Here is a 4915-nt window from a genome sequence, read left to right on the forward strand (position 1 = left end):
GGTTCAAAAAATGTTTTATTTGGTTCAAAAAAATTCAAAAAGACAAAGTAATTTTTAAAATAGATTAGTGGTGTTATTATCATTTTGCAAAAGCAATTTTTATAATTGTAAAGCCCCTTAATATAAAAATTAAGGGGCTTTAGTTTTCTCCGGGCTATAGTAAAACCGGCAATATCTATAACCTTATTTTTGAATGGATCATTTATGATTCCCCCTGTTGTTGAGCGTTGGTTAAATCAGCGAAGGGGCTTATCTCCCTTATATATTATATCGCATGGTTTATTTCACATTCAAACTGATAAGTGCCTGCACTGATGGTTATAACATACCAGTTATTACCGGCGGCATACATTTGATATGTTGACTTTTTTGCTGGCGGTTTTCCGTTTATAGTAATTGATTGTTGCTTTGATGTTGGCAAATAAACCCGGCCTTTGGTGCCTTTGGGTACACTTAATTTTAAGAAAAAATGATTGCCGGCAGTTTTTTTCCAACTGGCCGAAATATCTCCAGATACAGTTGAAACCTTCCCTTTTGCCCAGGTTAAATCACTAACAGTTGGCTTAACAATAAATGTTTTCCAGCCATATCCGGCAGGCTCAATTCCAAGCAGTTTTTCTGTAAGTAAAGCGGTTGGCCCGGATGACCATGCATGCGAGGTTGAGCCCCACGGAAGATCCCAGCCTTCCTGCCAAGCTCCGTTAAAAGAAGCAAGCCTGGTTTGCGCACCCCAGTTTTTTCGCATATAATCCATGGCCCATTGTTCGTTTCCTTCTGATAACATCACTTTTAAAACCCGGTAGGCAAATGATTGCTCACTGGCTTTTCCGCTCTTTTTGATCAGCTCGATCATGCCTTTTTTTCTGCTATCATCGGCCAGGCCATATTCCAAAGCGTAAACCTGCGATTGTTGGGCAACCCTGGTCCCTCCGTAACTATCTAAATACGCCTGGTCTTTTTCCGACCAAAGTCTTTTATTAATGTTATTCTTTAATTCCGCAGCCTCTTTTTTCCATTGCTCTGCCTGTTGTGGATCATGGCCAAAATCATTAGCTATGTTTGCCGCCGCATTTAATGCACCGTAATATAAACAATTGGTTCCTGTTATCATACTCTTCTGTTCTATGGGGTAGGTACTGGGCCAGTCAAGAACTATCCATCCGGGTAAGTTGGCAAGTAAACCTGTTTTAGTGTCTAAAAAAGGTTTATAATAATCCATTGCCTTTTTCAGGTTTGGATATAGCTGTTCAATCAGTTCATCGTTGCCGTAGTATAAAAAATACTCATACATCATCAGCATCCATTCTAACTGGTAATCTGCCAGGTAAGCAGAACTACCGGGTTGCAGGAAATAATCAGTAGGGTACCTGCTCCTAACCGCGCCATCGCTTCGCCAGCGTTGGGATTGGGCACCAGATATAATGTTGTAGGCCGATAACAACCTTGAACTTTTACCAAATGCATAATTGCCAAAGATCTGCATATACCGCGAATCACCGGCAATGTATTGTGTATGTTCACGCCATGGATCTTCGTAGGTATCTATCGAATTGATGCGCATGGTATGCCTGCCTATTTCCCAAAATTTATTTAACTGAGCATCAGAACACGCGAATGAACTTTGCATTTCATAATTGTAGCAGGCAAATTCAGCAGTAACGCTTTGGATATCAATATTTGTATTTGTTTCTATTGAGAAATATCTGAAACCGCTCCACGTGTATGGGCGCCAGCTTTGCACACCTTTTATGGTAGTGTATTTTTCAGAATGATCGCTGCTTACACGAAGCAAGGGCGCTCTGTTTGTATCCAATCGTTCGCCGGTACCAATTTCAAATTTAATACCTTCTTTGCGGGAGTTAATGGTAAACCGAGGATAACCTACAATTTCAACACCAAAATCGTAAACCATTTTATTACCACTTTTCCATTGCCTTACAGGTTTGATCATACTACGGCTTAAACGGGGGCGTTCAATAACGGTAAGCTGATTCCATGGTGCAACCGGTGGAACGCCGATTATTTTTGCATTTTCCCAGGCGGCATCATTAAACATTGCGCTTTGCCAGTTTTTAGGCCATAAACGGGCATCAAATTCTTCTATAAAACCAATAAGGCGGGCATTGGTATCCCTGAAAGCCGTTTGTGTATTCCAGGCTTTTGCATGAGTTACTTTCCAGCTGCTATCACTTAACAGGTTTACAGACCTGCCCGGGAAGTTAAGCTTTGCCTGTAAAAAGAATCCCCCACGGGCATTCATCTGTGAATGAAGCCCAACGCCAAAGTTTTGTACTACAGCGGTGATACAATTCGCTCCTTTTTGAAGATAACCTGCAATATCAAACTTATCGTAACACTGATATTCAGGATCACAGTTCATTGGGCAGCGCTCAAATAACTTACCGTTAATATATACATCGGCGTATGCATAGGCAGATATAAAGGCGATGGCATTAAGCGGAACCTTATCCAGGTTAAACGTTTTCCGGACAAGCAGGTAGTAGTTTTGCGGATTTTCAGGCCCTGAATCCCATATCCAGCTGGCTATCGGTTTTACACCATCAAGGGTTAACGATGTTTTAGAAATGTGTGCATTTTTCCCCCATCGATTATTCGTTGAAGTATTTTGAGCATACAAGCTGGCATTACCCAACAATGTTATTATGAGAATTATAACTTTTGTGGTATTGATAAAATATTTATTGTTACTCATTTGTTGGTTAATGGATAAAATTACGCGCTAAAAATTAAGACGAACGGCATCCAGATGCGGTTGATAATTGTTATTAAAAATATTAAATGCACACATTTTAACACGTATACTTTTTGATATATAACATGTACTTTTTGATGGAATTATCCGGCAAAAAGACATCAATGCGGAAAGCATTGACTAAACATTATCGGTGACCCAAAGGCTGCGGCACCAGTTTATCCGGCGATAATTATGGTCAAATGTTAGTGATTTGATATTTTATGTTCGGTTTTTGCTATTTTGAATATAAAACTAAAATTTCTTCGATATTCGAATACCATTTATAAAAGAGTAATAGCTATGAAGAATTTTTACAAATATCTTCCCATATCAAGTAAAGATGAAGGCTGGGGATTACAGGTATTGCACGCAGGTTACCAGGAATATGCGCCCGGCGGACAATATCCCGATGCCGGGCATCCAACGCATCATAGTTTTAGCTGGGAGAATGGCCGGGTGCTGCAAGAGTATTCGCTGGTGTATATAACCGGAGGTTCGGGTGTTTTTAATACACAAGCTACGGGCGACATACCCATTGTAAGCGGCTCAGTAATAGCTATATTCCCAAATATCAGGCACAGGTATCGCCCAAACTTACAAACCGGATGGAAAGAATATTGGATAGGATACCGGGGCGCGTTTATGAGCAACCTTGTAGACCATGACTTTTTCGACCCTTTGTGTCCGGTGGTTAATATCGGCTATAATCAAAACATGATTAGTTTATTTGAGCAGGTAATAGAGATCATTGATAAAGAAAAGCCAGCCTACCAGCCACTGGTTGCCGGCGCTGCTATATATTTACTGGGGCAGGTTTACAGTTCATCAAAGCAGGCCGCATTTGAAGAAGATGAAATGGAGACGATGATCAATAAGGCACGCTCAATTATGAGGGATAACTTAGAGAGCAAGCTTGGCCCTCATGATATTGCCGATCAATTACATATCAGTTATTCGCGATTCAGAAAGATCTTTAAAGCATACACCGGCATGGCGCCCATACAATATCAAATTCAATTGAAGCTGGAAAAGGCGAAAGAAGAACTGGTGAACTCATCGCGGCCAATTAAGGAAATCGCATACTCACTCAATTTCGAATCGACACAATACTTTTCTAACTTATTTAAAGAAAAAACAAAGCTTACTCCCTTAGCGTTCAGAAAAGGCTTTGCAAAAAGCCCCGAGAATGTTTGATCAACTATAACTTTGTTTACTTTATCAGATAAGCATCCATATAAAAAATGGAGTTGATCAACCTTTCAATTGATCAACTCCATTAGATTATTATTACATAAATGATGATATGGTTCCGGTCAACAGATTAATTATAGCCCGGGTTTTGCACCAGTTTAGAGTTTTTGTTCATTTCACTCCTTGAAATAGGCATAAAGTAAGCTTTATCATCCCATTTACCGGTGGTAATTTGCACAGGTGTTACCGTAGGGATGGTAGCGGTTGTTTTATCAGGATTTAACTTATAAACTACATCAACCCCATGCATCGGGTGATATGCGTCCGAGCCTATCATCCAGCGGCGTACATCAAAAAAGCGCTGATTTTCAAACAGCATTTCAATGCGCCTTTCGTTCTGATACCTCTTTTTAAGAGCAGCACCCGATTCGGTAATATCAGGCATACCTGCTCTTTTTCTGATCATGTTGAGGTAGGTACGCGCCTCGCCATCCTGCCCCAGTTCTATACAGGCCTCAGCGTAGTTAAGGATGATCTCGGTATAACGGATATAGCGCCAGGTCAGATCATCCTGGTGACTAACATACATATCAGTTTTACGGTTAATAAATTTTAACATGGATGTACCGGTGTTGTTATAACCCCCACCATAAACAGCGCTGTTACGGCTATCCAAACCATATACATAAGTAATTTTTCCGGCTGCGGCATCCCATTTTTCCCAGGTACCAACCTGTAAAACACCCACCGGGTCAATACCTACAAGGTTTGAAGCACGCGGCCTGAATTTGGCTCCCTCGTATAAAATAGTAGCGTAAAACCGTGGATCTCTGTTTTTATAAGGTTCTTTTTCCTGGGCAGGGTTGCTTCTTGAAAATGTAGTGCCATCGGCCATTTCATAGGCATCTACTGTCTCGCTGGTTGCGCCGTTATATTCGATACCGCCAAATCCGTTAGGGAAAACCGTCC

3 protein-coding genes are annotated in these 4915 nt (G+C 40.8%); 1 reads left to right on the forward strand and 2 read right to left on the reverse strand.

The features are described 5' to 3' along the window. Nucleotides 1-265: 265 nt before the first annotated feature. The gene (locus AAGC65_RS24885; RefSeq protein WP_343115169.1) at nt 266-2713 is read right to left on the reverse strand and encodes a family 78 glycoside hydrolase catalytic domain; all 2448 of its coding nucleotides are present in this window, start codon (nt 2711-2713) and stop codon (nt 266-268) included. Nucleotides 2714-3055: 342 nt separating this feature from the next. Here AAGC65_RS24885 and AAGC65_RS24890 point away from each other — a divergent pair, with 342 nt between their 5' ends. Beyond that, nucleotides 3056-3949: an AraC family transcriptional regulator gene (locus AAGC65_RS24890; protein WP_343115170.1), complete on the forward strand. Its 894-nt coding sequence runs from the start codon at nt 3056-3058 to the stop codon at nt 3947-3949. Between the two features lie 127 nt (nt 3950-4076). Here AAGC65_RS24890 and AAGC65_RS24895 read toward each other — a convergent pair. After that, on the reverse strand, nt 4077-4915 hold an 839-nt coding region (locus AAGC65_RS24895; RefSeq protein WP_343115171.1), incomplete at its 5' end, for a RagB/SusD family nutrient uptake outer membrane protein.

Source organism: Mucilaginibacter sp., from assembly GCF_039207105.1.
Taxonomy (GTDB): domain Bacteria; phylum Bacteroidota; class Bacteroidia; order Sphingobacteriales; family Sphingobacteriaceae; genus Mucilaginibacter.

Coding starts and splice junctions, on each gene's coding strand:
- AAGC65_RS24885 (WP_343115169.1), bottom strand. CDS start 2,713: ATGAGTAACAATAAATATTTTATCAATACCACAAAAGTTATAATTCTC.
- AAGC65_RS24890 (WP_343115170.1), top strand. CDS start 3,056: ATGAAGAATTTTTACAAATATCTTCCCATATCAAGTAAAGATGAAGGC.